Raw genomic sequence first — 26862 nt, forward strand, 5'->3', positions numbered from 1 at the left:
GGGCCGGGGCCGTCCGACCGAAGTCGCCCCCCGAAACCGGAACAGCGGCTGACTACACGGCGCCGTGCGGACGGAACGATGGAGAACGTCCCCGAGCACACGCCGTACCGACAGGAGCGCCCTTCCCGTGACCACCGCACCCATCGCCGACCGGTCCACCGTCGTGGCCGCACGCGCCACGGAGCTGTCCAAGATCTACGGCCAGGGTGAGACCCAGGTGGTCGCCCTGGACCGGGTCTCCATCGACTTCCGGCAGGCCGAGCTGACCGCCATCATGGGCCCCTCCGGCTCCGGCAAGTCCACGCTGATGCACTGCGTGGCCGGCCTCGACACCTTCTCCTCCGGCTCCGTGCGCATTGGCGAGACCGAGCTGGGGACGCTGAAGGACAAGCAGCTGACCAAGTTGCGCCGGGACAAGATCGGCTTCATCTTCCAGGCGTTCAACCTGCTGCCGACGCTGACCGCGCTGGAGAACATCACCCTCCCGATGGACATCGCGGGCCGCAAGCCGGACAAGCAGTGGGTGGACTCCGTGATCGAGATGGTCGGCCTCTCCGGCCGGCTCGGGCACCGCCCCGCCCAGCTCTCCGGCGGCCAGCAGCAGCGGGTCGCCGTGGCCCGGGCGCTCGCCTCCCGGCCGGAGATCATCTTCGGTGACGAGCCGACCGGAAACCTCGACTCCCGTTCCGGCGCCGAGGTGCTGGGCTTCCTGCGCAACTCGGTGCGCGAGCTGGGCCAGACCGTGGTGATGGTGACCCACGACCCGGTGGCCGCGGCCTACGCGGACCGGGTGGTCTTCCTCGCCGACGGGCGCATCGTCGACGAGCTGTACGGGCCGACGGCCGACGCGGTGCTGGACCGCATGAAGCGGTTCGACGCCAAGGGCCGCACCAGCTGACGTTCCCGTCCGCCCGCCGCCCGCCGACCGCTCCCACCCCGTACCCCGTACGCCCGTACGTCTGGACAGAGAAGACCCCCATGTTCCGTACCGCCTTGCGCAACGTCTTCGCGCACAAGGCCAGGTTGTTGATGACCGTGCTCGCCGTGATGCTCGGCGTGGCGTTCGTGTCGGGCACCCTGGTCTTCGCCGACACCCTCTCCAACGCCTTCCGCAACCAGTCCGCGAAGAGCTACGACGACGTCGCCGTCGCCGTCAGCTCGCACGCCGACCCGGACAACCCCAAGGAGGAGCCCGGCCTCTCCGGCGAGGTCCTCGACAAGATCTCCGCCGTGGACGGCGTCTCCGGGGTGTACGGCCGCGTCGAGGGCTTCGCCGGCGTCGCCGACCCCGACGGGAAGCTCATCGGCGTCGGCTGGTCCAACAAGGGCTCCAACTTCGCGCCCGGCAAGGACGGCAAGGACACCGCGTACACCTTCACCGACGGCTCGGGCCCGGTGAAGGACGACCAGATCGCGCTGGACGAGGAGTCCGCCGGCAAGGGTGAGTACAAGGTCGGCGACCGGGTGCGCGTCGCGACCAACGGCCCGGTGAAGGAGTACACCCTCAGCGGTGTGTTCACCACCGAGGACGGCGCCGTCAACGCCGGCGGCAGCCTCGTCCTCTTCGACACCGCCGTCGCCCAGAAGCAGTACCTCCAGCCCGGCTACTTCGAGACCGCCACCGTCGCCGCCGCCCCCGAGGCCGACGACGCGCGGGTCCTGAAGGCGGTCGAGCCGCTGCTGCCCGAGAACGCCGACGCCCAGACCGGCCGGGCGCTCGCGGACGAGCAGGCCGACCAGATCGAGCAGGGCATGGGCAACCTCAAGCAGGTCCTGCTCGGCTTCGCGGGCATCGCGCTCTTCGTCGGCATCTTCCTGATCTCCAACACGTTCACGATGCTGGTCGCCCAGCGCACCAAGGAGATCGCCCTGATGCGGGCGGTCGGCGCGTCCCGCAGGCAGGTCACCCGCTCGGTGCTCGCCGAGGCCGCGGTGGTGGGTCTGGTCGCCTCGGCCGTCGGCTTCGGCCTCGGCGTCGGTCTGGCCGTCGGGCTGCGCTCCGGCATGGCCGCGCTCGACATGAAGATGCCGGCCGGGCCGCTGGTCCTGTCCGCCACCCCGGTGGTCGCGGCGTTCGCGGTGGGCGTGCTGATCACGGTGTTCGCCGCCTGGCTGCCGGGCCGCCGGGCCGCGAAGATCCCGCCGGTGGCGGCCATGAACAGCGTCCACGCGGCGGCCACCACCAAGTCGCTGGTGCTGCGCAACTCGATCGGCGCGGCCGTCACCGCCCTCGGCGCGGTGGGGATCGTGGCCGGTGCCTCGACCGGCGGCGACGACGGCCGGCTGTACATCGGCGCGGGCGCGTTCCTGGCGCTGATCGGCGTGATCGTCCTCATCCCGCTGCTGTCCCGGCCCGTGATCGCACTCGTCCGTCCGCTGCTCGTCGGGCCCTTCGGGGTGGCGGGCAAGCTGGCCGGCCAGAACGCGGTCCGCAACCCGCGCCGTACCGGCGCCACCGCCTCGGCGCTGGCGATCGGGCTGACGCTGGTGACCGCGCTGTCGGTGCTCGGCGTCACGGTCGGCGCGGCCATCGACAAGATGACCACGGACAACATCAGGGCCGACTACATGATCTCGATGGCGAACGGAGGCGACCTCGACCGGTCCGCGCTGACGGCCCTGGAGAAGGCCGACGGCGTGTCCGCGGTGTCCCCGCAGCAGGACGCCTACTTCCGGGTCGACGGCGACTTCGTGTCCGCCTCGGCGGTCACCCCCGGCGACATCGAGAAGGTCCTGACCGTCGACACCGTCAGCGGCAACGCGGCCTCGCTCGCCCAGGGCCGGATCGCGGTCGCCGAGAAGACGGCCGAGAGCAGGGGCTGGAAGCCCGGCGACACCGTCTCCGTCACCTTCGACGACGACGAGAAGGCGAAGCTGACGGTCGGTGCCGTCTACAAGGACAGCGAGTTCCTCTCCCCCGTCCTGGTGGACCGGAAGGTCGTGGCGGGGCACGAGGCCAAGCCGTCCATCCGGCAGATCTTCGTGAAGACCGACGGCGGCCAGTCGGCGGCGAACGAGAAGGTCCTCGTCGACGCGCTCGGCGACAACCCCGCGATCACCGTGATGGACCGGCAGGACATCCGCGACGAGTTCGGCGGCGCCATCAACACCCTGCTCAACGTCATGTACGGCCTGCTGGCGATGGCCCTGATCATCGCGGTCCTCGGCGTGGTCAACACCCTCGCGATGTCCGTCTTCGAACGGCAGCAGGAGATCGGCATGCTGCGCGCGATCGGTCTGGACCGGCGCCGGGTGAAGCGCATGGTGCGGCTGGAGGCCGTCGTCATCTCGGTGTTCGGCGCGGTGGTCGGCATCGGGCTCGGCACGTTCCTCGGCTGGGCGATCGGCGAGACCGTCGCGGAGAGCATCCCGGGGTACGCGCTGGTCCTGCCCTGGGGCCGGATCGGGATCTTCGTGGTGCTGGCCGCTCTGGTGGGCGTCCTGGCCGCCATGTGGCCGGCCCGCAACGCCGCCCGGCTGAACATGCTGAACGCGATCAAGGCCGAATGACCTCGCCGCGACGCGGCACACCGAGGGCCGGGCTCCCCGCACGGGAGCCCGGCCCTTCGGGGTCGGGTGCGGTCAGGCCCGGTCGGGCTCGCCCCACACGCGGGCCCGCAACGGCATCCCGGAGGCGCCCGAGTCGGGGGTCTTCACGGCGAGGACCTGGTTGACGCCGATCCGGTTGCGCTCGAAGGCGAGCGCGGAGGCGGCCATGTACAGCCGCCAGACGCGGGCCCGGCCGGGGCTGACCAGCTTCAGGGCCGCCGTCCACTCGGCCTCCAGGTTGGCGACCCAGCGGCGCAGGGTGAGCGCGTAGTGCTCGCGGATCGCCTCCACGTCGCGGACCTCGAACCCCGCCCGTTCCAGCTGGGTGACGGTGGTGCCGACGGGGGCGAGTTCGCCGTCGGGGAAGACGTAGGCGTCGATGAACTCGTCGACGTGGTAGGCGGACTCGTCCCGCTGGGGGCGGCGGGCGATCTGGTGGTTCAGCAGCCGTCCGCCGGGCTTGAGGAGCCGGTGCAGGTCGGTGGCGTACTCCAGGTAGCGCTCGGCGCCTACGTGCTCGGCCATGCCGATGGAGGAAATGGCGTCGTACGGTCCGTCCGCCACGTCCCGGTAGTCCTGGACGCGGATCTCCACCCGGTCGGTGAGGCCCTCGTCGGCGACGCGCTTGCGGGCGTAGGCCGCCTGTTCCTGGGAGAGCGTCACGCCGACGACGTTCACGCCGTGCTCCCGGGCCGCGTGGATCGCCATGGAGCCCCAGCCGCAGCCGACGTCTAGGAGGCGCTGACCTGGGCTCAGGCCGAGCTTGCGGCAGACGAGTTCGAGCTTGTCGCGCTGGGCGTCCTCCAGGGTGCCGCCCCCGGCGGGCGGGGCCGCCCAGTAGGCGCAGGAGTACACCATGGACGGGCCGAGGACGAGTTCGTAGAAGTCGTTGCCCACGTCGTAGTGGTGGCTGATGGCGCGTCTGTCGCTGCGCCTGGTGTGCAGGTGGCCGCGGGCCCGGCGGACCTCCTCCGGCGGGGGCGCGGGCGGCAGCGGCGGCCCGGCGAGCCGCACCAGTCCGCGCACGGCGGCCCGGACCTCGGGATCGCGCAGCGCCTCGGCGGTGCCGCGGGCGTCCTCACCGCGTTCCCAGAGGAGCCCGGCCATCGATTCGAGGGCGGTGTAGAGGTCCCCGTCGACGTCGAGGTCGCCGGCCACCCAGGCGCGGGCCAGGCCGAGTTCGCCCGGCTTGAACAGCAGGCGGCGCAGCGCCCTGCGGTTGCGGACGACGAGGGCCGGCGCGCCCGGCGGGCCCGCCTCGGAACCGTCCCAGGCGCGGATGCGCACCCTCAGGGGTGCTCCCAGCAACTGTTCGAAGAGGTTCTGCAGCCGCAGCGCGGCGTCAGCCATGGCGTACCTCCGTGACGTGCGATCCCGGAATGTCCAACACCACGTAAACACCTGGGAGCCCGCGGCACAGTCCCCGGCGCGCGTCACGACTCGGCAAAATACTTGTACACACCATCGGTCTCGCGGCGGGCGGTGGCCCGGCCGCGCACGGCGAAGGGGCCGCCCGCACCACGGATGGCGGGCGGCCCCTTCGGGGTACCGCGGGTACTACCGGCGTCCGGAGGCCCGGGTCAGGAGGCCTTGGCCTTCTCCCCGGTCTTCTTCTGCTCGGCGGGCTCGGCAGGCTCGGCCTTCGGCACGGCCGGGGCCGGCTTGGCGGCCTCGTAGAACTCCTCGCGCGGGGTCTCCATCGCACCGAGGGAGACGACCTCGCGCTTCAGGAACATGCCGAGGGTCCAGTCCGCGAAGACGCGGATCTTCCGGTTGAACGTCGGCATCGCCATGCCGTGGTAGCCACGGTGCATGTACCAGGCGAGACGGCCCTTGAGCTTGATCTTCATCTTGCCCATGACGATCATCGCGACGCCCTTGTGCAGGCCGAGGCCCGCCACCGCGCCCTTGTTGGCGTGGCTGTACTCCTTCTGCGGGAAGCCCCGCATGCCGGAGATCACGTTGTCGCCGAGGACCTTGGCCTGGCGCAGCGCGTGCTGGGCGTTCGGCGGGCACCAGGCGTTCTCGTTGCCCGCCTTGCGGCCGACGAGGTCCGGCACCTGGGCGTTGTCGCCCGCGGCCCAGATGTAGTCGGTGCCCTTGACCTGGAGGGTCGGCTCGCAGTCGACGTGACCGCGGGGACCCAGCGGCAGGCCGAAGCGGGAGAGCGCCGGGTTGGGCTTGACGCCGGCCGTCCACACGATGGTGTTGGAGTCGACCTCCAGGCCGTTCTTCAGCACCACGTGGCCGTCGACGCAGGAGTCCATGGAGGTGGACAGGTAGACCTCGACGCCGCGGCCCTCGAGGTGCTCCTTGCCGTACTGGCCGAGCTTGGGGCCGACCTCGGGGAGGATCTTGTCGGCGGCGTCGACGAGGACGAAGCGCATGTCCTCGCGGGAGACGTTCGTGTAGTACTTGGCCGCGTCGCGCGCCATGTCCTCGACCTCACCGATGGTCTCCGCGCCGGCGAAACCGCCGCCGATGAAGACGAAGGTGAGCGCCTTGCGGCGGATCTCCTCGTCGGTGGTGGAGTCGGCCTTGTCCAGCTGCTCCAGGACGTGATTGCGCAGGCCGATGGACTCCTCGATGCCCTTCATGCCGATGCCCTGCTCGGCGAGGCCGGGGATCGGGAAGGTGCGGGAGACCGCGCCCATGGCGATGACCAGGTAGTCGAACGGCAGCTCGTACGCCTCGCCCACCAGCGGGGCGATCGTGGCGACCTTGCGGTCCTGGTCGATGGTGGTGACCCGGCCGGTGAGGACCTCCGCCTTGGGGAGCACGCGCCTGAGGGGGACGACGACGTGTCGGGGGGAGATGCTGCCGGCGGCGGCTTCGGGGAGGAAGGGCTGGTAGGTCATGTACGACCGCGGGTCGACGACGGTGACGGTCGCCTCGCCGTAACGCATCTTCTTCTGGATGCGTCGAGCTGCGTACAGGCCTACGTACCCACCGCCTACTACGAGGATCCTGGGACGCTCCGTGGTGCTCATGCCATCGAGTATCCACCCGTCCCGGGGGGGTCGTTCGTGCGCCCCTTCACAAGCTCCTGTGAGGTCTGTGTTACCATCCGCCACTCACGTGACGGAGATCATGGTGAGGCGCGGAACCGGCCCACCCCGCACCCCGTTGTCAATGCCGCGTGAGCTGCCCATCCGCCCCTCCGGGGAGGGTGGACCACCCACATGCGACCCCTCTCCGGGGCACCTCGCAAGCACCGTCCTGAACACGTTCAAAGGGCAGTTGAAGCCCCAAAAGGGTCAACGACCGCACTTTCGTCGTCCGACAGGGCCCAATTCCTTGTGAAGAACTTCACGAACTTTCCCGACGGGACGTCACCGGGAGGCCCGCAAGGCCCCCCGGCGGCCGCTCAATCGTCGTCCGTCCTGCTCACAGTGGTGCCGCGCGGGGCTACGCGACCGACCACGCGATGCCGTCGAGGATGTCGTGCTCGCTCACGACGACCTCCTCGGCGCCCGTCCGCTCCATGATCGAGAGCAGCACCAGCGCGCCCGCCGCGATCACGTCGACGCGGCCCGGGTGCATCGAGGGGACGGCCGCCCGCTCGGCGTGCGTGGAGCGCAGCAGCCAGTCGGTGATCTCCCGGACCCGGTCACGGGAGACCCGGGAGTGGTGGATGGCGGCCGAGTCGTACTCCGGCAGCTCCTGCGCGATGGCCGACACCGTCGTCACCGACCCGGCCAGCCCGACCAGCGTGCGCGCCTCGCGCAGCGGCACCGTCTCCTCGGCGAGGTCCAGGGCGGCCTCGACGTCCGCCCGCATCGCCGCCACCTGCGCCCCGGTGGGCGGGTCGGTCACCGCGCCCCCGTGCACCAGGTGCCGCTCGGTCATCCGCACGCAGCCGACGTCCACGGAACGGGCGGCGCGCACGTGCGCGTCCCCCACCACGAACTCGGTGGAGCCGCCGCCGATGTCCACGACCAGGTAGGGCCGGTCCAGGTCGTCGCGCCCGGCCAGCTCCCGGGTCGCCCCGGTGAAGGAGAACTCCGCCTCCTGGTCGCCCGAGATGACCTCCGGCTCCACCCCGAGGATGTCCAGCACCCCGCGCACGAACTCGTCGCGGTTCTCCGCGTCCCGGGAGGCGGAGGTCGCCACGAAGCGCAGCCGCTCGGCCCCGTGCTCCTTGATGATCCCCGCGTACTCGCGGCAGGCGGCGAAGGTCCGCTCCAGCGCCTGAGGCGCCAGCCGCCCGGTGCGGTCGACGTCCTGGCCGAGCCGCACGATGGTCATGCGCCGGTCCAGGTCGGTCAGCTCACCCGTGGCGGGGTCGGCGTCCGCGACGAGCAGCCGGATCGAGTTCGTACCGCAGTCGACGGCGGCGACACGGGTCACTGGGCGTCCTCCCCTTCGGCGGAACCGGCGAGCCCGGCGGGCGTCACGCACGGCCCCTTGCGCCACCACTCGGGCAGCATGGCGATCGCCTCGTCACCCAGCGGGTTGACGCCGGGCCCGGCCGCCAGCGAGTGGGCGACCAGCACGTGCAGGCACTTGACCCGGTCCGGCATGCCGCCCGCGCTCGGGAAGCCGGTCAGCTCCTCGATCTCGTCGCGGCGCCGGACGTAGTCCTCGTGCGCCGCACGGTAGGCCGCGGCCAGCTCGGGGTCGGCGGCCAGGCGCTCGGTCATCTCCTTCATCACGCCGTTGGCCTCCAGCGTGCCGATGGCGGAGGCCGCCTTCGGGCACGTCAGGTAGTACAGCGTCGGGAAGGGCGTGCCGTCGGGCAGCCGCGGCGCCGTCTCCACGACGTCCGGCTGTCCGCACGGACAGCGGTGCGCGATGGCGCGCAGGCCGCGCGGAGGACGGCCGAGCTGCTGCTTGAAGGCCTGCACGTCCGCGTCGGTGGGCTCGGTGCGCGGCGTGGTCGGCGGGGGAGTCTGCATGACTGTCTTCTGCTGGTCTTCCTGTTCGGTGCCGGCGCGGTCGGTTCACGGCCGGCGGGCGGCGGCGTCGGCCTTGTCGACGCCGTCCCAGACGTTGCGGTACCAGGGGCGGTCGGCACCGCCGGACTCGGCGCGGGCCTTCCTGGCCGCGTCCGGGTCGACGACGACGAACCCCGTCTCCCCCGGCATCACGTAGTGCAGCCGCAGCCGGACCTGCTGCTCGGCGTAGGCGTCGTCCTGCCAGCGCGCCTTGAGGTCGCGCAGCTCCTCGACCCGGTCGCGGGTCTCCTGCTGCTCGCGCCGCAGGTCGGCGATCTCGGCGCGCTGGGCGACGTACTGCCGGATCGGGTAGGCGAGGGCCACGACGAGCGAGCAGAACACCATCGCGAGCAGCGCGGCCCGGCCGGTCAGCCGGGAGCGGCGGGCCTGGCGCCTGGTCTGCGAGCGGTAGACCCGGGCCGCGGTCTGCTCCCCGATGATCCGGATCCTGGTCGCGGTGGAGAAACGGTCCCGGTCCTTCACCGCCATGGCTGTCCCCGCCTTAAGTCCACACGTGCGTACGTCCCCGCACACGGTACGGGACCGAGTACGGGGACGTACGTACGACGCTGCCTACCGGGGTGGTGCTCAGCCCTTGAAGCGCGGGAACGCGCTGCGGCCGGCGTACACCGCGGCGTCGTCGAGGATCTCCTCGATGCGCAGCAGCTGGTTGTACTTGGCGACGCGCTCGGAGCGGGCCGGGGCGCCGGTCTTGATCTGGCCGCAGTTGGTGGCGACGGCCAGGTCGGCGATGGTGACGTCCTCGGTCTCGCCGGAGCGGTGGGACATCATGCACTTGAAGCCGTTGCGCTGGGCCAGCTCGACGGCGTCCAGGGTCTCGGTCAGCGAACCGATCTGGTTGACCTTGACCAGCAGCGCGTTGGCCGAGTTCTCCTCGATGCCGCGGGCCAGGCGCTCCGGGTTGGTGACGAACAGGTCGTCGCCGACGAGCTGCACCTTGTCGCCGAGCTTGGCGGTGATGGTGTTCCAGCCGTCCCAGTCGTCCTCGAACAGCGGGTCCTCGATGGAGACCAGCGGGTACGCCTCGACCAGCTCGGCGTAGTACTCGGTCATCTCGGCGGCGGTGCGGTTCTTGCCCTCGAAGGCGTAGGAGCCGTCCTTGTAGAACTCGGACGCGGCGACGTCGAGCGCGAGGGCGATCTGCTCGCCGGGGGTGTAGCCGGCCTCCTTGATCGCCTCGAGGATGAGGTCGAGGGCCTCGCGGTTGGAACCGAGGTTCGGGGCGAAGCCGCCCTCGTCGCCGAGGCCGGTGGCCAGGCCCTTGTTCTTCAGGACCTTCTTCAGCGTGTGGTAGACCTCGGCGCCCCAGCGCAGGGCCTCGGAGAAGGACTCCGCGCCGATCGGGGCGATCATGAACTCCTGGATGTCCACGTTGGAGTCGGCGTGCGAGCCGCCGTTCAGGATGTTCATCATCGGCACCGGCAGCAGGTGCGCGTTCGGGCCGCCCAGGTAGCGGAAGAGCGGCAGGTCGCTGGCCTCGGAGGCGGCGTGGGCGACGGCGAGGGAGACGCCGAGGATGGCGTTGGCGCCGAGCGAGCCCTTGTTGTCGGTGGCGTCCAGGTCGAACATGGCCTGGTCGATCAGGCGCTGCTCGGTGGCGTCGTATCCGACCAGCTCCGGGCCGATCTGCTCGATGACGGCGAGGACGGCCTTCTCGACGCCCTTGCCGAGGTAACGGCCCGGGTCGCCGTCACGGAGTTCGATGGCCTCGAAGGCACCGGTGGAGGCGCCGGACGGAACGGCGGCACGACCCGTGCTGCCGTCGTCGAGGCCGACCTCGACCTCGACCGTGGGGTTGCCTCGGGAGTCCAGGATTTCCCGGGCTACGACGACGTCGATGGACGGCACGAGCATCTCCTTCTTCAATGTGACGCTTCGGTGTGACGCGCGGGTCCGCAGGACCGCGTCGGCTCTGCGGGACCGAGCCTAACCGGCTCCGGGCGATCGGCCAGCCGATCGCCCACCCGCTGGACAGAACCGAGAGTAAATTGTTTCTGAACGGAACAAAGAGGTTTCCGTGACGCCGGGCGCAAAAATCCCGCCCCGGTGCGTACGGGGGGAACACGCACCGGGGCGGGAGTCGCGGGAGCCGCCGCTTACTTCAGGTGCAGCTGCTGGCCCGGGTAGATCAGGTCGGCCTCGTCGACGATGTCGTCGTTCAGCTTGAACAGCTTCGCCCAGCCGCCCTTGACCTCGTGCTTCTCGGCGATGGAGCTCAGGGTGTCGCCCTTGACCACCTTGTACTCGCCGTCACCCTTCTCGACCTTCTTGCCGGTGGGGGTGGTGACCGTCTTCTTCTCGGTCTTCTTCTCGGCCTTCGGCTCGACGGCCGGGCGCTCGTCGGAGCGGGAGGCCTTCTGCTCGGCGGAGCGGTCGGCGCCGCCGTCCGCGCTCTGCGAACCGCTGTCCTGGCTCTCGGCGGAGCCGCCACCGGTGTTCGCGGCGTTCGACAGGCCGGTGCCGCAGACCGGCCAGGCACCCTTGCCCTGACCCGCGAGCACCTTCTCGGCGATCTCGATCTGCTGCGCCTTGCTGGCCTGGTCGGCGGTGGCGGCGTACTGGGTGCCGCCGTAGCCGGACCAGGTGGAGGCGGAGAACTGCAGGCCGCCGTAGTAGCCGTTGCCGGTGTTGATGGACCAGTTGCCGCCGGACTCGCACTGGGCGACGGCGTCCCACTCGGAGGTGGTGGCGGCGGAGGCGTTGCCGGCCGCCATCAGCGGGGCGGCGACGGCGGCACCGGTCACGCCGGCGACGGCGATGACGCGAGTGGCCTTGGACGGACGACGGTGCTTGCCCTTGCCGGAAAACAGCATGGTTGATCCCCTCACCGACGCCTGCGAGGTGAGCTGTCGGGTTCGGGCCGGTTGAGTTGCCCGGCCGGGTTCCTCGCGGAACTCGGCTCCACCCCTAGCCGCTCCGGCGCAACTGCCCGGTGCGGCGCTTACCTTGGGTCCCCCGCTCCTGCCTTCGGCGCTTGACGCGACGACTGTTCCCGTACGGCCGCTGGCAGGATTCGGCGTTGCGGCTGTCGGGGCCCGCGGTGGCGAGCGGTCATGACCGTAGACACGCGCTCCGCGGATTTTCAAAGACGATCACGGCTTCTGAGACCTATCTCTCACGAGATCCAAAACGGACATAGAGCCTCGAACCGTGACGTGAACTCCCTCTACTTTTCGCCCGATTCGCCCGTGACCGTGAGCGTCTGACCGGGCAGGATGTGGTCGGGATCCTGGCCGACGACCCGCTCGTTGTCGGAGTAGAGCGCACGCCATCCGCCGTCGACGCCAAGGGAGTCGGCGATGGCCCAGAGATTGTCCCCGGAGCGGACCATGTAGGAGCCGTCGTCGGCCTCCCTCGACCCTCCGTCACGCGAGGCGTGCCGGCCCGAGGTGCTGTCGGTGAGCCCTTTCCAGCGCCCGCCCTCGTCCGCACTGCCGCCGCGGTGCTTGCCGGAGCCCGACGAGCGGTCGGCGCCGTCCGGTTCAGCGGTGGCACGGGAGTCGCTTTCGGGTGATGTGTCCGGCTTGGCGGATTGATCCATGCCGTCGGACGGGGCGTCAGAGGTGCCCGACGAGGGCGAGGTGGACGGCGAAGGGGACGAACCGGACGTCTTGGGGGACGAGTCCGACCCCTCGGTCGACTCCGACGGAGACGGCGAAGCGGACGACTCGGACGAATCCGGCGTCTTCGAGGAGGCGGTCGACTCGGGCGTCTTGGAACCGGCGGAGGACCCGGCCGATTCCGGGGTCTCCGGCTCTTCCGTTGACCGCGACTCCTCCGACGAGCCGTCACCGGTCGCACCCGTGGCGCCGGTGGCCCCAGGGGGGTTGCCCAGACCCGCGAGCAGTCCGCAGGTCGGCCAGGCGGCGATGCCCTGGTCCGCGTACAGCTTCTCGGCGATTCTTATCTGCTGGGAGCGACTGGCCTGGTCGGCGCTGGCCGCGTACTCCAGACCGCCGTACCGCTCCCACGCCTCCTGGGGGAGCTGGAGGCCGCCGTAGTAGCCGTTCCCGGCGTTCTGGCTCCAGGCGCCGCCGGTCTCGCACTCGGCGATCTGGTCCCAGTTCGCCCCGGCCGCGTGGGCGCCGGTGGCGCCGAGCAGCGGGATGGCGATGGCGGAGCCGGTCACTCCGGCGGCGACGACCAGTGCGGGAGCCTGGCGGGGGCGGCGATGACGACCGTTCCCGGAGAGCATGCGACGACCTTTCACAGACGACGGGGACCGTGCGGCGGGTGATGCTCGTCGCCACACTGGTTCGTGAACGTATAGGCAGATGATCGCTTGTCACAAGTTCATGCCGCGCGGATCACGTGAAGATCACAGAGTTGAGGGCGTGTCAGGTTTGCCTTGACGACGCACCGTTGCCGGGTGCTGACGCGGACGGCGTGAACGAGACGGGCAAAGTGCGCAGACCCCGCATGATGAGCCCGCCGCGCCAGCGCAGTTCGCCCGGATCGGCGGCGAGGCTCAGGTCGGGGAGGCGGGTGAGGAGCGTGGCGAGCGCGGTCTGGCCCTCCAGCCGGGCGAGCGGGGCGCCGAGGCAGTAGTGGATGCCGTGGCCGTACCCGAGGTGCTGGCTGTCGCGGCGGGCCAGGTCCAGGGTGTCCGGGTCGGTGAAGCGCGCCGGGTCCCGGTCGGCGGCGGCCAGGACGACGAGGACGGGATCGCCCGCCGCGATCCGCTCTCCGCCGACGTCGAGCGGCTCGGTGGCGAAGCGCCAGGTGGCCAGCTCCACCGGACCGTCGTAGCGCAGCAGTTCCTCGACGCCGGTCTCCAGCAGGCCCCGTTCGCCGGCGGCGAGGGAGGACTGGAGGCGGGCGCGCTGCTCGGGGTGGGTGAGCAGGGCGTAGGTCCCGTTGCCGATCAAGTTGACCGTGGTCTCGAAACCCGCGAACAGAAGGATGAAGGCCATCGCCGCGGCCTCGTTCTCGGTGAGGTGCTCGCCGTGGTCGGAGGCGCGGATGAGGCCCGAGATGAGGTCCTCGCCGGGGCCCGGTTCGGACGGCAGCGCGGCGCGCTTGCGGTGGATGAGGTCGGCGAGGTAGCCCCGCATCTTCTTGACCGACCGCGCGACACCGCCGCGCGGTCCGCCGCCGTGACGGATCATCATGCCCGCCCAGTCCCGGAAGTCGTCCTGGTCCTCGCGCGGGACACCGAGCAGGTCGCAGATGGCGTAGATGGGCAGCGGGAAGGCGAAGTCGTGGATCAGGTCGGCGGAGCCGTCGGCCGCGAACCGGTCGATGAGGCCGTCGGCCAGCTCCTGCACCCGGGGCGCGAACTCGGCGACCCGCCGGGGGGTGAACGCCTTGCTGACCAGTCGGCGCAGCCGGGTGTGGTCCGGCGGGTCGATGTTCAGCAGGTGGGTCATCAGCTCGGCCTTGCGCTCCCCCGGGATGCCGGTCTTGCCCTTGGCGTGCGCGGGCTCGTCGTGGTGGGCCGGGTTCTTGGAGAGCCGCGGGTCGGCGAGGGCCTGCTTCGCGTCGGCGTACCGGGTGACCAGCCAGGCCTCCACCCCGCTGGGCAGCCGGGTGCGGTGCACGGGGGCGTGGTCGCGCAGCCAGGCGTAGGCGGGGTAGGGGTCGGTGGCGAACTCCCAGGTGAACAGCTCGGGGGCGGGTCCGGCGGGCGGCTGGGAGGTCACCCCTCGACCCCCCGGATCGCGTCCCGGTACGCCCGTGCCGCCGCTCTCAGGGCCGCCTCCGGGTCCGTGCCCTCGGACTCCGCGCGGGCGGCGAGGGTCAGGAGGTCGTAGCCGATGCCCTCGCCGGTGGGGAGGGGGACGTCGAGGCCGGCCTGGCGGACGCGGGAGGCGAGTTTGGCGGCGAGGGCGAGGCCGGGCTGGCCGAGGGGGACGCCGTCGGTGACGGAGGTGCGCTGCTTCTCGGCGGCCTTGGTGCGCAGCCAGTGCTCGCGGACGTCCTCGGGGGTGGCGGCGGTCTCGTCGCCGAAGACGTGGGGGTGGCGGTGGATGAGCTTGTCGACGATGGTGCCGGCCACGTCGTCGACGGAGAACGGCGCGTCGGGGTCCTCCTCGGCGATGCGGGCGTGGAAGACGACCTGGAGGAGGACGTCGCCCAGTTCCTCGCGCAGTTCGTCGCGGTCGCCGTCCTCGATCGCCTCGACGAGTTCGTAGGCCTCCTCGATGGCGTACTTGGCGAGGCTCTCGTGGGTGCGCCGGGAGGACCAGGGGCATTCGAGGCGGATGCGGTCCATGACCTGGACCAGGTCGAGGAGGCGGGCGCCGGGGAGGTCGTAGGAGGCGGGGAGCAGTTCCAGCTCGGGCATCCGGACCCGGCCGGAGCCGGCGAGGCGGGCCAGGCCGTCGGTGAGCGCGGGGTCGCCCTCGCCGGTCGCGACGACGACCGCGGTGTGTCCGCCGGCGCAGACGGCGACCAGTTCCTCGGCGGTCGGGGCGGCCTCGTCGACCGGTATGCCCGCCTCTCGCAGGTAGGGCAGCTGGGGGTGGGTCCCGTCGGCGCACAGGACGCGGTCGGCGGTGCGCAGGGCCTGCCAGGCGGGCCAGGAGAGCAGGCCGGGGGCGACGCGGTGGCTGGTGGTGAGCAGGACGATCCGGCCGGGGTCGGCGGCGGCCGCGTCGGCGGTGGTTGCGTTCACTCCCCGAACGTAACGCATGGTCCGGACGCCCCCCGAGTTGTCCACAGGGGGCGTGCGCGGGAGCGTTACGCCGTCTTCTGGCTCCCCGCGGCGGTGATCTCGCGTACCCAGGGCGTCTCGGCGTTGACCCGGCTGCTCTTCTGGACGTCCCAGGTGCCGTAGCGCGGGTTGAGGTCGACGTCGAGCTTGGCGGAGGCCTTGGACAGGGCCTGCCAGAACTCGGGGCGGCTGGTGTCGGTGCCGAGGCTCTCGGCGAGCTTCTGGGCCTCCAGCTGGAGGCGGAGGTTCTCGTCGAGGCGGGCGGGGGCGACGCCGTACTGCTGGAGCCAGGCCGTCTCCAGCTGCTTGGCGCCGCCGGCCTGCTCCTGGAGGCCCGCGCGCATGGCCTGGGTCTCCTTGCGGGTGACGGTCACGCCGGCGTCCTGGGCGGCGCGGTGCAGCACCTGGTCCAGGACCATGCCGTGCAGGGTGTCGCGGGTGAGGGTGCCGGTGCGGGCGACGACCTGCTGGTACTGGGTGTCGTCCGGGACGGCGGCGCGCTGCGCGGCGCGGACCTCGTCGACGCGGTTCTCCAGCTGGGAGACGGTGATGCGCTGGTCGCCGACGACGGCCGCGGCGCCGGGATGCGCGTCGCCGCCGCAGGCGGTGAGCAGGGGTGCCGCGGCGGCGATCGCGGCGGTGAGGAGGAGCGCGGGGCGACGGCGGCGGTGCAAGGAGACCTCCCGTTGGAGATTGTGCGACGGTGCACAAGGTCTTGCGATGATCGATGTTAGGCAGTGGCCCGGCTCTGGCCAACCCATTGGACCAACGATTCACCGGGACTTCGGGCACCGCCCCGCCGCCGCGCGTCGGGGTGCGGGTCAGCCGTGCATCCGGCCCAGCCAGTGGAGTGTGCGGCGGACGTCGGAGGCGAGCGGGTGGCCGGGGCCGTGGCGGCGTTCGACGTCGTGCAGCAGCCGGGCGAGCGTGTCGTGGGCGGCTGGGCGGTCGCCGAGGGCGAGCAGCAGGTGGCCGACGCGGCGGCGGACGTCGTGGGCGAGGTCGGGGTCGCCGGCGACGTACTGGTTCTCGTAGTACGGGAGCAGCGCGCGGTACTCGGCGAGGGCGGCGGCCGGTTCGCCGAGCTGTTCCAGGCACTGGGCGGCGTCGTAGCGGTGGCGCAGGCACTGGGGGTCGGCCGGGCCGGCCTCGGCGGCGCGTTCGTCGGCGAGGCGGCGCAGTTCGGGCAGGGCGCGCCGGTACTGGCCGTCGTCCATGAGGGTGGCCGCGTACTGCCGGCGCAGGGTGCGGACGACCGGGGAGCGTTCGCCGTGCTGTTCGGCGGCGGTGGGCAGGATGGCGCCGAGGATGTCGACGGCCTGGGTGATGCGGCCCTCGCCGAGGAGGCGTTTGACCTCGTCGACGGCGCGGGCGACGTCCGGGCGGCCGGCCTGGGCGGGGGGCTGTGCGGGGGCGGGCCGGGGTGCGGGGGTGCGGGCGCGGTCGGGCCAGGGGGCGTGCGGGCGGACGAAGGGGCGGGTGGGGTCCTGGGCGCGGCCGGTGGGCGTGCCGCGCGCGGGGAGCAGCAGGGCGAGGTGTTCGTACACCTCCTGCGCGGAGTCGGGGCGGTGCTGCGGGTCCTTGGCGAGCAGCCGCAGGACGAGTGCTTCGAGTGCCTCGGGGACCTCGGGGCGGACGCGTCGGACGGGCAGCGGCGGTTCGTAGAGGTGGCGGTGGAGCGTGCCGAGGGCGGTGGAGCCGGCGAACGGCACGTCGCCGCTGAGTAGTTCGTGCAGGACGACGCCGAGCGCGTACAGGTCGGTGTAGGGGCCGACGGCGCCGCCCATGGCCTGCTCGGGCGACATGTAGGCGGGCGAGCCGATGGGGGTGCCGGTGTGGGTGAGGCGGGTGGTGTCGGCGTCCATGACGGAGGCGACGCCCAGGTCGAGCACGGTGACGGTGCCGTCCTGCCGGACCATCACGTTGCGGGGCTTGAGGTCGCGGTGGACGATCGGCACGGCGTGCACGGCGCTCAGTACGGCGCACAGCTGGGCGGCCACGGCGACCGCCCACTGCCAGGGGTAGGGGGTGTGTCCGGCGAGGTGGTCGGCGAGGTCGGCGCCGTCGACGTACTGCATGACGAGGAAGAGTTCCTCGCCCTCGCTGCCGGCGTCGTGGACGGTGACCAGGCCGGGGTGGTCGACCTGGGCGGTGACCCGGCACTCGCGGACGAAGCGGTGGCGCAGTTCGTCGGCCTCGTGCCCGGCCACCTTGTCCGGGCGCAGCAGCTTGACGGCGACGCGCCGGTCGAGCCGCCGGTCGTAGGCGGTCCAGACCTGGCCCATGCCGCCCTGTCCGACGAGGTGGGACAGCTCGTAGCGGTCGGCGACGACCCGGCCCGCCGTCGCGTTCACGCTCCGCCCTGGTGGCCGGGGCCGCCGTTGCCGTCGTGGCGGCGCAGGTAGTCGCTGAGTTCGTCGAGTTCGGCGCGGACCTGGTCGATGCGGGCGGGCGGGGGTGCGTGGTTCGGGGGCGGCGGGGCGGTCTGCTGGGGCACGGTGGTGGCCGTGTAGGGCGGGGCGGGCTGCTGCGGGTAGCCGTAGCCCGGGGCCGGGGCGTAGCCGCCGTACCGCTGCTGCTGGAAGTGGCGTACGTCCGCGGCGATGTAATAGGCGATCACGGCGACGAGGGTGCCGAGGAGCAGCACGAGTCCGGTGTAGCCGCCGGTGGTGTGGATCTCTTCGCCGGGTTCGGTGCCGATCAGTACGACGCTGAGGATGTCGGTGGCCAGGACGGCGACGAACAGGCCCCAGTCGACGGACCTGCGGGTGACGACCGCGAGGCGCAGCAGCATCACCCAGGTGAGGAAGCCGCAGCTGAGGACCGACAGGGTCACGAACAGCACGCGCAGGGAGACCAGATACCCGGGTGAGGGTGGCTGCTTCGCCGGCTGCGTGTAGCCGTGGCCGTGCATGGCTGCTCCTGGTACTGGGTCGGGCGGATGTCGCGTCGAGCGTATAGGCCGACACCGGCAGGGGGCCCGGGGTTGTACCGAACCGTTGTCGACCTGATCACTGCGGCTGATCCCGCTGGTGTCAGCCGCCGCACTGGCGGAGCATCGCCTGCCGGTCGGGGGCGGTCACGGCGAGGTCGTACTTGGCGGCGACCTGGGCGAAGCGGACCGCGTACGCGCACCGGACCGGCTTGGCCGGGGGCAGCCAGGCGGCGGGTCCGGAGTCGCGCTTGGCGGAGTTGGCGCGGCCCTGGACGGGGATCAGGTTGAGCGGGTCGTTGGCCAGTTGCCTGCGCTTGCCCTCGGTCCAGCGGGAGGAGCCCATCTGCCAGCTGTAGGAGAGGGGCACGACGTGGTCGATCTGGACCTCGCTCGCGTCCTGCTTGCGGAATTCGATGGTCGTGCCGGTGTAGGGGTCGTCGAGGGTCATCGCGACGACCACGCAGTCGGAGCCGGAGCGGAAGCGGACGTCCTGGCCGTCGCGCTGGAGGAGGTCGTTGCGGGTGTCGCAGCCGTTGCGGGCGAGGGGGACGCCGTCGGCGGAGTCCATCCAGGCGTAGCCGAACTCGTCGCGGTCGTAGCCCGTCTTCGGGCCGCGTCCCTTGGTCGCCAGGTCCTCGATGAGGTCGCGGGCGGTCTTCTCGGGGCCGTCCCCGGTGACGGGGGCGAGGCCGGGGCCGGTGCCGTCCGGGTTGCGCAGGGGGCTGACGGCCGGTCCGGCGGCGGGGGCGGCGGCGCCGCTGTCCGCGGGGCCGGCGGCGCCGTCCTCCAGTCCCTCGCATCCGCTGACCAGGGCCAGTGCGAGGGCCGCGCCCGCGGTCCATCCGGTCCGGATCCTGCTGTGCCGCGTCATGCGCGCCCCTCCCCTGGTCGTTGCCGGTATCACCGTAGCGACGGAGAGGTCTGGACCATAGAGGGCTTTAGTGGGCATGCCGGACATATCTGTCGTACCTTCGACAGTGAGTCACGTCTCGGAAGGAGCTGCTGCATGGGCATCCTCGACAAGGTCAAGAGCATGGCCGGCAAGGACAAGGACAAGTCACGGAAGATGTCCGACGCCGCCGAGCGCCAGGTCAACCAGCGCACCGGCGGCAAGTACGAGAAGCAGGTCGACGCCGCGCAGCAGCAGGCCGAGGGCAAGCTCGGCTTCGGCCGCGAGCGGGGCGGTGACGGGCCGGAGCAGCGGTAGCCGCTCGGCGCGTCCAGAACCGGTGAAGCCGTCCGCGGGCATGCGTCAGCCGCATGTCCCGGGGACGGCTTCACCGGTTCCCGGCGGTCGCCGGGCGCGTCCTACGAGCCCAGGATCGAGGTCAGGAACTCCCCGACCCAGCCGAGCAGTTCCCGCCCGAGCAGCGGCTTGCCGCCGACCTTCGCGGTCTTCGGGCGCGGTACGAGGACCTGGTGGCTGCCGGCCTTGATGACGGTGCCGGGGTAGAGCCGCTTCAGCCTCAGCTCCTGGGACTCGCGCAACTCGACCGGCGCGAAGCGGATGTTGTTGCCCTGGAGCACGATCTCGCCCACGGAGCACGCCCGCGCGAGCATGCGCAGGCCCGCGACCAGCAGCAGGTTCTCCACCGGCTCCGGCAGTTTGCCGTAGCGGTCGACGAGTTCCTCGCGTACGGCCTTGACGTCCTCCTCGCTGTTGGCGGAGGCGATGGACCGGTACGCCTGGAGCCGCAGCCGCTCGCCGGGCGCGTAGTCGTGCGGGACGTGCGCGTCGACCGGAAGCTCGATCTTGACCTCCAGCGGCGGCTCCTCCTCGACCCCGCCCTCCAGGGAGGCCCGGTAGTCGGCGACCGCCTCGCCGACCATCCGCACGTACAGGTCGAAGCCGACGCCGGCGATGTGGCCGGACTGCTCGCCGCCGAGCAGGTTGCCCGCGCCGCGGATCTCCAGGTCCTTCATGGCCACGTACATGCCCGCGCCCATCTCGGTGTGCTGGGCGATGGTCGCCAACCGCTCGTGCGCGGTCTCCGTCAGCGGCTTCTCCGGCGGGTAGAGGAAGTACGCGTAGCCCCGCTCCCGGCCGCGGCCGACCCGGCCGCGCAGCTGGTGCAGCTGGCTGAGGCCGAAGTTGTCGCCGCGCTCGACGATGAGGGTGTTGGCGTTGGAGATGTCGATGCCGGACTCGACGATCGTCGTGGAGACCAGGACGTCGAACTTCTTCTCCCAGAAGTCGACCACGACCTGCTCCAGGGCCTGCTCGGACATCTGGCCGTGGGCGGTGGCGATGCGCGCCTCGGGGACGATCTCGCGCAGCCGGGCCGCCGCGCGGTCGATGGACTCGACGCGGTTGTGGATGTAGAAGACCTGGCCCTCGCGCAGCAGCTCGCGGCGGACGGCGGCGCCGATCTGCTTCTGCTCGTAGGGGCCGACGAAGGTGAGCACCGGGTGGCGCTCCTCCGGCGGGGTGGTGATGGTGGACATCTCGCGGATGCCGGTGACCGCCATCTCCAGGGTGCGCGGGATGGGGGTGGCCGACATGGTCAGCACGTCGACGTTGGCGCGGAGCTTCTTCAGCTGCTCCTTGTGCTCGACGCCGAAGCGCTGCTCCTCGTCGACGATGACCAGGCCCAGGTCCTTGAACTTCGTCTCGGACGAGAACAGCCGGTGGGTGCCGATGACGATGTCCACCGAGCCCTCGCGCAGGCCCTCCAGGGTGGCCTTGGACTCGGTGTCGGTCTGGAAGCGGGACAGCGCCTTCACACTCACCGGGAACTGGGCGTAGCGCTCGCTGAACGTCCCGAAGTGCTGCTGGACCAGCAGGGTCGTCGGCACGAGTACGGCGACCTGCTTGCCGTCCTGGACCGCCTTGAAGGCGGCGCGGACCGCGATCTCGGTCTTGCCGTAGCCGACGTCGCCGCAGATCAGGCGGTCCATGGGGACCGTCTTCTCCATGTCGTCCTTGACCTCGGCGATGGTGGTGAGCTGGTCCGGGGTCTCCGCGTAGGGGAAGGCGTCCTCCAGCTCGCGCTGCCAGGGGGTGTCCGCGCCGAAGGCGTGTCCCGGGGCGGCCATCCGGGCGCTGTAGAGCTTGATCAGGTCGGCGGCGATCTCCTTGACCGCCTTCTTCGCGCGGGCCTTGGTCTTGGTCCAGTCGGCGCCGCCCAGGCGGTGCAGGGTGGGGGCCTCGCCGCCGACGTACTTGGTGATCTGCTCCAGCTGGTCGGTGGGGATGTAGAGCCGGTCGCCGGGCTGGCCGCGCTTGGCGGGGGCGTACTCCACGACCAGGTACTCGCGGGTGGCGCCCTGCACGGTGCGCTGCACCATCTCGATGTAGCGGCCCACGCCGTGCTGCTCGTGGACGATGTAGTCGCCGGTCTCCAGGGTGAGCGGGTCGATGGTCTTGCGGCGCCGGGCGGGCATCCGGGCGCCCTCGCGGCCCGCCGCCTTCTGGCCGGTCAGGTCGGTCTCGGTGAGGACGGCGAGCCGGAGGTTCCGGTCGACGAAGCCGTGGTCGATCGAGCCGCAGGAGACGTGCACGACGGAGGGGCCGAGGGTGCCCAGGTCGTTGTCGAGCCGGGCCGCGATGCCCTCGCCGCCGAGGACCTCGACGGTGCGGGCGGCCGGACCGTGGCCCTCGGTGACGTAGACCGCGCGCCAGCCGTCGGCGAGCCAGCCCTTGGTGTCGGCCAGTGCCTTGGCGGTGTCGCCGCGGTAGGTCTCGGGGGCGTGCATGCCGAGCTTGAGGGTGTCGGCCTCGTCGAGGGCGTCGTCGGCGGCGAAGGGGGAGACCGACCACCACATCATGTCCAGCTCGCGGGCGCGGTCCCGGACGTCCGCGATGGACCACAGGGAGGCCGCGTCGACGTCGATCGGCGCCTCGCCGCCGCCGGCGGTGGCGGCCCAGGACGCCTGGAGGAACTCCTGCGAGGTCGCCACCAGGTCCGCGGCCCGGGTGCGCACCCGCTCCGGGTCGCAGACGACGGCCATGGCGCCCTTGGGCAGCACGTCGAGGAGCAGCTCCATGTCGTCGACGAGGACGGGGGCCAGGGACTCCATGCCCTCGACCGCGATGCCCTCGGCGATTCTGCCGAGCAGCTCGCCCAGCTCGGGGTGGTCCTCGGCGAGGGCGGCGGCGCGCTCGCGCACGTCCGGGGTGAGCAGCAGCTCGCGGCAGGGCGGGGCCCACAGGCCGTGCTCGGCGACTTCCAGGGAGCGCTGGTCGGCGACCTTGAAGTAGCGGATCTCCTCGATGTCGTCGCCCCAGAACTCGACCCGGAGGGGGTGCTCCTCGGTCGGCGGGAAGACGTCCAGGATGCCGCCGCGGACGGCGAACTCGCCGCGCTTCTCAACCAGCTCCACGCGCGCGTACGCCGCGGCCGCCAGGGCCTCGACGGTCGCCTCCAGGTCGGCGCTCTCGCCGGTGCGCAGGGCGACGGGCTCCAGGTCGCCGAGGCCCTTGACCTGCGGCTGGAGCACGGAGCGCACGGGGGCGACGACGACGGAGACCGGGCCGGTCTCGGGGTCGTCGGGGCGGGGGTGGGCCAGGCGCCGCAGGACGGCGAGGCGGCGGCCGACGGTGTCGCTGCGGGGGCTGAGGCGCTCGTGCGGCAGGGTCTCCCAGGAGGGGTACTCCACGACGCCCTCGGGGGGCAGCAGGGAGCGCAGGGCCGCGGCCAGGTCCTCCGCCTCGCGTCCCGTCGCCGTCACCGCCAGGACGGGGCGGGACGTCTCGCGGGCCAGGGCGGCGATCGCGAAGGGGCGGGCCGCGGGCGGGCCGACGAGGTCGACGTGCATGCGGTTGCCGTCTGCGGCCGCCGAGATCGCTTCCGCGAGGGCGGTGTCCTTGACGACGGCGTCGAGCAGACCGTGCAGGCTCATGGAGGGGGCGCTTTCCGTCCTGGTGTGGGGCAACACGAGTAGCCCGACGCGGTGAGGGCCGGGGGTCTCCAGCCTACGACGCCTCGGGCGGCGGCGTCGGGGGCTGTGGATGGCGCCGGGTGGTGGGTGTGCGGCGTCGCGGTGGCCGTACCAGGGGGCTCCGCCCCCTGGACCCCCGGCCTGTGCCCACCCACCACCCGACTCGGTGGGTGGAGAGGTGGACGCCCGGGCGGGGACGGCTCGGCGGGTTGCAGGGCGGACCCCCGGGGTGACGGGCGGCTCGGCGGGTTGCAGGGCGGACCCCCGGGGTGACGGGCGGCTCGGTGGGGGTGAGCGCCCGGAGGGACGGACCGCTCGGCCGGTTGCTGGGTGAGCGCCCGGAGGGACGGGCCGCTCGGTGGGTTGCGGAGTGAGCGCCCGGAGGACGGACCGCTCCGTGGGTTGAAGGGCTGACGCGCAAAGGACCCGGCGCCGGGAGCCTCGTGGCTTCCGGCGCCGGGTTTCCCCCGCAACCCCCGTGTGCGGTGGCCGTCGGGTGCTACTCGGTGGCGATGGCGTTCAGGACGTTCATGCGGCCCGCCCGGAACGCCGGGACCAGGGCGGCGAAGAGGCCCACGAAGGCCGAGCCGATGAAGACGCCGATGATCGTCGGCCACGGGATGTCGAGGACGTTCAGTCCCTCCAGGGCGAGGAGCTTCTGCGCCGTGGCGCCCCAGCCCATGCCCAGGCCGAGGCCGAGCAGCGCGCCGAAGAGGGCGATGACGACGGACTCCATGCGGATCATGCGGCGCAGCTGGCGGCGGGAGAGCCCGATCGCCCGCATCAGGCCGATCTCGCGGGTCCGCTCGACCACCGAGAGGGCCAGGGTGTTCACGACGCCGAGGACCGCCACGATGATCGCCAGGGCGAGCAGGCCGTAGACCATGTTCAGCAGCTGGCCCACCTGGTCCTTCAGCTCCTGCTTGTAGTCGGTCTGGTCGGCCACCTGGTACTGCGGGTAGGCGTCCATGGACTTCTTCAGCGCCGCGTACGCCTGGTCGCCCCTGCCGTCCTCGGCCTTGGCGAACATGATCGTGTTCGGCGGGACGCTCTCGGCCGGCAGGTACTTCCGCATCGTGTCGATGCTCATGTACCGGGCGCCCTGGTCGATGGCCACGTCGTCGCTGGTGATCGCGGCGACCTTGAGCTTCGCCGTCTCGCCGCCCTTGAAGGCGACCGAGAGGGTGTCGCCGACGTGGACGCCGTGCTTCTCGGCGTAGTCCGAGCCGACGGACATGGCGTCCGGCCCGTAGGCGGCGGAGAGCTTGCCCTCCGTCGTGGCGCGGCGCACGTCCTCGGCGTAGGTCGGGTCGGCGGCCGTGACGCCTTCGTCGTCGGTCTTGCCGTCGGGCGAGGTCAGGGTGGCGTCGAGCATCTTGTAGCGGGTGACGTGCTCCAGGCCGGGCGTGTCCTGCATCGCCTTCTCGGCCTTCGGCACGATCCGCTGGTTGCCCTGGACGATGAAGTCCGCGCCGACCGTCTTGTCCAGCTCGCTGGTGGCCGAGGCGACCATGGAGGAGCCGACCACCGAGAGGCAGGCGACCAGGGCGAGGCCGATCATCAGGGCCGCGCCGGTGGCGCCGGTGCGGCGCGGGTTGCGCAGGGCGTTGCGCTCGGCGAGCCGGCCGACGGGACCGAAGGCGCGCAGCAGCACCGCGCTGATGACCCGGACCACGAAGCCGGCCAGCAGCGGGCCGATGACGACGAAGCCGATCAGGGAGAGCACGATGCCCGCGCCGAGCATCAGCGAGCCGTCGCTCGCCTTGTCGGCCCCGGCCGCCGTGAGCAGGGCGGCGGCGCCGGAGCCGGTGAGCACCAGGCCGATCAGGCCGCGGATCCGGCCGACCTTGCCGTCGGCCGGCGTGCCGGCGTCGCGCAGGGCGGCCATCGGGGAGATCCTGCCCGCGCGGCGGGCCGGGAGGTAGGCGGCCAGGACGGTGACGACGATGCCCAGGACCAGGCCGACCACGGGGGTCGCCGTCTTGATGGTGAGGTCGTCGGTGGACAGGTTCATCCCCGCGGCGGACATCAGCTTCATCAGGCCGACGGCGATGCCGACACCGGCGGCCACGCCGAGGACCGAGCCGACGACACCGAGGAAGAGGGCCTCGGTCAGCACGGAGCGGTTGACCTGCCGGCGCGAGGAGCCGATGGCCCGCATCAGGCCGATCTCGCGGGTGCGCTGCGCGACGAGCATGGAGAAGGTGTTGATGATGAGGAAGATGCCGACCAGGAACGCGATGCCGGCGAAGCCGAGCATGGCGTACTTGATGACGTCCATGAACTCGCCGATGCCCTCGCGGTTCTCGTCGGAGTTCTCCTTGGCCGTCTGGACCTTGTAGGGGCCGTCGAGGGCGGCGGCGACGTTCTGCTTGAGCCGCGCGTCGGAGACCCCGGCCTCGGCGGTGACGTTGAACTGGGTGAACCTGCCGGTGGCGCCGAGCAGTTCGCGCTGGGCGGTGGCCGTGTCGTAGTAGACGACGGCGGCGCCGGGGTTGGTCACCGTGAAGGAGGCGATGCCGACGATCTTCGCCTTGAAGTCGCCGGTCTGGGCGATGGTGCGCAGTTCGTCGCCGAGCTTCAGGTCGTGCTTGTCGGCGGTGTCGGCGTCGACCATCACCTCGGTGGGGCCGCGCGGGGCGTGGCCGCTGGTGATCTCCATGGACCGGAGGTCGTTCCGCGTCCAGTTTCCGGCGATCGTCGGGGCGCCGCTGGTGGCGCCGACGTTGTCGTTGTCGCCGTCGACGACCGTGACGTTCATCGAACTGACGGCGCCCTCGGCGGACTTGACGCCCTCGGCCGTCCGGGCCTTCTCCAGTGCGGCGGCGGGCAGGGCCTCGGGCACGCCGTTCTGCGGGGTGTCCTCGGCCTTGGCGTCCTTGGGCATGACCGTCACGTCGGAGGAGGTGACGGCGAAGAGCTTGTCGAAGGTGGTGTTCATCGTGTCGGTGAACACGAGGGTGCCGCACACGAACGCCACCGACAGCAGCACCGCCACCGCCGAGAGCGCCATCCGGCCCTTGTGCGCGAAGAAGTTGCGCATCGAGGTCTTGAGGACGGTCATGACGTGCGCCCCCGGGCGTCGAAGTCCTTCATGCGGTCGAGGACGGCTTCGGCGGTCGGGCTCAGCATCTCGTCGACGATCCGGCCGTCGGCGAGGTACAGCACCCGGTCCGCGTAGCTCGCGGCGACCGGGTCGTGGGTGACCATGACGATGGTCTGGCCCAGTTCGGTGACCGAGCGGCGCAGGAAGCCCAGCACCTCGGCGCCGGCCCGCGAGTCGAGGTTGCCCGTCGGCTCGTCGCCGAAGATGATCTCGGGCCGGGCGGCCAGGGCCCGGGCCACCGCGACCCGCTGCTGCTGGCCGCCGGAGAGCTGGGTGGGCCGGTGCTTGAGCCGCCCGGCCAGCCCCACGGTCTCCACGACCCGGTCCAGCCAGGCCTTGTCGTACTTACGGCCGGCGATGTCCATGGGCAGCGTGATGTTCTCGATCGCGTTGAGCGTCGGGAGCAGGTTGAACGCCTGGAAGATGAAGCCGATCCGGTCCCGGCGCAGCCGCGTGAGCTTCTTGTCCTTGAGGCCGGTGATCTCGGTCTCGTCGAGGTGGATCTGCCCGCTGGTGACCGTGTCCAGGCCGGCCAGGCAGTGCATCAGCGTGGACTTGCCGGAGCCGGACGGCCCCATGATGGCGGTGAACTGCCCGCGGGCGATGTCCACGTCCACGTGGTCGAGGGCGACCACGCGCGTCTCACCCGAACCGTAGGCCTTCACGACCTGCCGCGCTCGCGCGGCAACGGCCGTACGCCCTCCGGTGCCCCCGTGCGTGGGAATACTTACGGCCGATGTCATGTCAAGTCTCCTATGTCGGTCATCGAGTGAGCCGC

At 71.7% G+C, this 26862-nt stretch carries 20 protein-coding genes and 1 riboswitch; of the genes, 3 read left to right on the top strand and 17 right to left on the bottom strand.

The features are described 5' to 3' along the window. Positions 1–127: 127 nt before the first annotated feature. A complete protein-coding gene (locus IE108_RS16615; protein ID WP_064728278.1) occupies positions 128–898 on the top strand; it encodes an ABC transporter ATP-binding protein in 771 nt (256 codons plus the stop codon). 80 nt (positions 899–978) lie between these two features. Next, entirely contained in the window at positions 979–3510 is a 2532-nt protein-coding gene (locus tag IE108_RS16620; RefSeq protein WP_064728279.1) for an ABC transporter permease, read from the top strand. Positions 3511–3582: 72 nt separating this feature from the next. On the opposite strand, the gene IE108_RS16625 is transcribed toward IE108_RS16620, so the two are convergent. The 14 genes from IE108_RS16625 to IE108_RS16690 form a co-directional block, all read right to left on the bottom strand. Then, the gene (locus tag IE108_RS16625; protein ID WP_064728280.1) at positions 3583–4899 is read right to left on the bottom strand and encodes an SAM-dependent methyltransferase; all 1317 of its coding nucleotides are present in this window, start codon (positions 4897–4899) and stop codon (positions 3583–3585) included. Between the two features lie 230 nt (positions 4900–5129). Beyond that, positions 5130–6539 (bottom strand): NAD(P)/FAD-dependent oxidoreductase, encoded by a 1410-nt coding sequence (locus tag IE108_RS16630; protein WP_079163534.1) that lies wholly within the window; start codon positions 6537–6539, stop codon positions 5130–5132. 418 nt (positions 6540–6957) lie between these two features. Beyond that, positions 6958–7899, bottom strand: coding sequence for a Ppx/GppA phosphatase family protein (locus tag IE108_RS16635; protein WP_064728282.1), 942 nt, complete (start codon positions 7897–7899; stop codon positions 6958–6960). Next, positions 7896–8447 carry a DUF501 domain-containing protein gene (locus tag IE108_RS16640; protein ID WP_064728283.1) on the bottom strand — a complete coding sequence of 184 codons (552 nt, stop codon included), beginning with the start codon at positions 8445–8447 and terminating at the stop codon, positions 7896–7898. The genes IE108_RS16635 and IE108_RS16640 overlap by 4 nt, the downstream gene beginning before the upstream one ends. A gap of 45 nt (positions 8448–8492) precedes the next feature. Beyond that, entirely contained in the window at positions 8493–8975 is a 483-nt protein-coding gene (locus tag IE108_RS16645) for an FtsB family cell division protein (protein ID WP_064728284.1), read from the bottom strand. A 99-nt stretch (positions 8976–9074) separates the two neighbouring features. Beyond that, a complete protein-coding gene (eno, locus tag IE108_RS16650) occupies positions 9075–10355 on the bottom strand; it encodes a phosphopyruvate hydratase (RefSeq protein WP_079030721.1) in 1281 nt (426 codons plus the stop codon). Positions 10356–10603: 248 nt separating this feature from the next. Beyond that, positions 10604–11320 (bottom strand): transglycosylase family protein, encoded by a 717-nt coding sequence (locus tag IE108_RS16655; RefSeq protein WP_064728285.1) that lies wholly within the window; start codon positions 11318–11320, stop codon positions 10604–10606. Positions 11321–11323: 3 nt separating this feature from the next. Beyond that, positions 11324–11490, bottom strand: a riboswitch (cyclic di-AMP (ydaO/yuaA leader). 183 nt (positions 11491–11673) lie between these two features. After that, on the bottom strand, positions 11674–12702 hold the full coding sequence (locus IE108_RS16660) for a LysM peptidoglycan-binding domain-containing protein (protein WP_064728286.1): 1029 nt from the start codon (positions 12700–12702) through the stop codon (positions 11674–11676). A gap of 142 nt (positions 12703–12844) precedes the next feature. Beyond that, positions 12845–14149, bottom strand: coding sequence for a cytochrome P450 family protein (locus IE108_RS16665; protein WP_064728287.1), 1305 nt, complete (start codon positions 14147–14149; stop codon positions 12845–12847). Then, positions 14146–15123, bottom strand: coding sequence for a nucleoside triphosphate pyrophosphohydrolase (locus IE108_RS16670; protein ID WP_189397680.1), 978 nt, complete (start codon positions 15121–15123; stop codon positions 14146–14148). The genes IE108_RS16665 and IE108_RS16670 overlap by 4 nt, the downstream gene beginning before the upstream one ends. Before the next feature lie 65 nt (positions 15124–15188). Next, entirely contained in the window at positions 15189–15836 is a 648-nt protein-coding gene (locus IE108_RS16675) for a SurA N-terminal domain-containing protein (RefSeq protein ID WP_064728289.1), read from the bottom strand. 147 nt (positions 15837–15983) lie between these two features. Next, on the bottom strand, positions 15984–17474 hold the full coding sequence (locus IE108_RS16680; protein ID WP_257784800.1) for a serine/threonine-protein kinase: 1491 nt from the start codon (positions 17472–17474) through the stop codon (positions 15984–15986). Positions 17475–17512: 38 nt separating this feature from the next. Beyond that, positions 17513–18076 carry a hypothetical protein gene (locus IE108_RS16685; protein WP_064728291.1) on the bottom strand — a complete coding sequence of 188 codons (564 nt, stop codon included), beginning with the start codon at positions 18074–18076 and terminating at the stop codon, positions 17513–17515. Positions 18077–18197: 121 nt separating this feature from the next. Continuing rightward, the gene (locus IE108_RS16690) at positions 18198–18968 is read right to left on the bottom strand and encodes an HNH endonuclease family protein (protein WP_064728292.1); all 771 of its coding nucleotides are present in this window, start codon (positions 18966–18968) and stop codon (positions 18198–18200) included. Positions 18969–19103: 135 nt separating this feature from the next. Here IE108_RS16690 and IE108_RS16695 point away from each other — a divergent pair, with 135 nt between their 5' ends. Next, a complete protein-coding gene (locus IE108_RS16695; protein WP_064728293.1) occupies positions 19104–19304 on the top strand; it encodes an antitoxin in 201 nt (66 codons plus the stop codon). Between the two features lie 101 nt (positions 19305–19405). On the opposite strand, the gene mfd is transcribed toward IE108_RS16695, so the two are convergent. The 3 genes from mfd to IE108_RS16710 form a co-directional block, all read right to left on the bottom strand. Then, positions 19406–22939, bottom strand: a complete 3534-nt coding sequence (mfd, locus tag IE108_RS16700) for a transcription-repair coupling factor (protein WP_064728294.1) — start codon at positions 22937–22939, stop codon at positions 19406–19408. Between the two features lie 538 nt (positions 22940–23477). Continuing rightward, on the bottom strand, positions 23478–26042 hold the full coding sequence (locus IE108_RS16705) for an ABC transporter permease (RefSeq protein ID WP_064728295.1): 2565 nt from the start codon (positions 26040–26042) through the stop codon (positions 23478–23480). Beyond that, on the bottom strand, positions 26039–26827 hold the full coding sequence (locus IE108_RS16710; protein WP_064728296.1) for an ABC transporter ATP-binding protein: 789 nt from the start codon (positions 26825–26827) through the stop codon (positions 26039–26041). Before IE108_RS16710 ends, IE108_RS16705 begins: the two co-directional genes overlap by 4 nt. Positions 26828–26862 lie beyond the last annotated feature (35 nt).

This window comes from Streptomyces parvulus (assembly GCF_014648855.1).
In the GTDB taxonomy this organism is placed as follows: Bacteria; Actinomycetota; Actinomycetes; order Streptomycetales; family Streptomycetaceae; genus Streptomyces; species Streptomyces parvulus.